The sequence below is a fragment of the Streptomyces sp. NPDC050619 genome (genome assembly GCF_040654815.1).
GTDB lineage: Bacteria > Actinomycetota > Actinomycetes > Streptomycetales > Streptomycetaceae > Streptomyces.
The window spans coordinates 1-1,024 of record NZ_JBFAIR010000199.1 but is presented as its reverse complement, the minus strand read 5'-3'; the positions used below and the strand labels follow the sequence as shown (position 1 = coordinate 1,024).

At 73.0% G+C, this 1,024-nt stretch carries 1 protein-coding gene; it reads left to right on the top strand.

The genetic code is table 11. The features are described 5' to 3' along the window. Positions 1–1,024 (top strand): substrate-binding domain-containing protein (locus AB0I77_RS54005; RefSeq protein WP_363290402.1); only part of this gene is annotated, 1,024 nt, incomplete at both ends.

Genomic DNA, 1,024 nt, shown 5'->3' with positions numbered 1-1,024 from the left:
CTCCCTGGTGACCTCCCGCACCCGCTCCATCGGGCTCGCGGTGTCGGCGTTCAGCAACCCGTACTTCACGGAGATCCTCCAGGGCGTCGAGGCCGGCGCCCTGGAACAGGGCTACAGCCTGCTGATCGCCGACCCGCACGACGACCCCGAGCACGAACGCAAGGTCGTCCAGCTGCTGCACGAGCGACGCGTGGACGGCATGATCGTCGCCCCCTCCGCGGACCCGCGCGAACTCGTCGCCTACCTCGGCCGCCATGCCGTACCCACCGTGTTCCTGGACCGGTCGGTCGCCGACCCCGCCGGCCAGGCCGCCGGCACCCCGCGCTTCGATCAGGTCTGCGCCGAGAACACCGAACCCATGGCCCGGCTCGTCACCCACCTCGCCGGCCTGGGCCACCGCCGGATCGGCCTGGTCGCGGGCCTGCCCGGGCTCAGCACCACCGACGAGCGGATCACCGGCTACCGGGACGGCCTCGCCACCGCCGGGCTGCCCCACGACGACCGACTCGTAGTACCCGGCAACTCCGAGTCCACCGGCGCCGAACAAGCCACCACGGCCCTGCTGTCGCTCACCGACCCTCCCACGGCACTCATCACCGCCAACAACGCGATGACCATCGGCACCCTGCGTGCCCTGCGTGACCACGGCCTGTCCGTGCCCGACGACATCGCCCTGTGCTGCTTCGACGACTTCGCCTGGGCGGATCTGTTCTCGCCCCGGCTCACCACGATCGCCCAGCCCAGCAGGGAGATCGGCGCGCAGGCCGTCCGCGTGCTGCTGGAGCGCCTGGCAGCCCCGGACCGCCCGGCCCAGACCGTGCGGCTCCCCTGCACGTTCGTCCATCGGACGTCCTGCGGGTGTGTGGAGCCGTCGGCAGGGGGCGCGCGACGTGAACCGTCTCGCCTCTCCGTGGCCGGGGCGTCCGCGCGCGACGGGCAGTCCGCGCTCTCCGACCAGCCCCAGCACATCGAGCGGTCCGGGCAGCAGCCGGACCAGCCCGAGCAACCCAGGCCCCGCACCCCG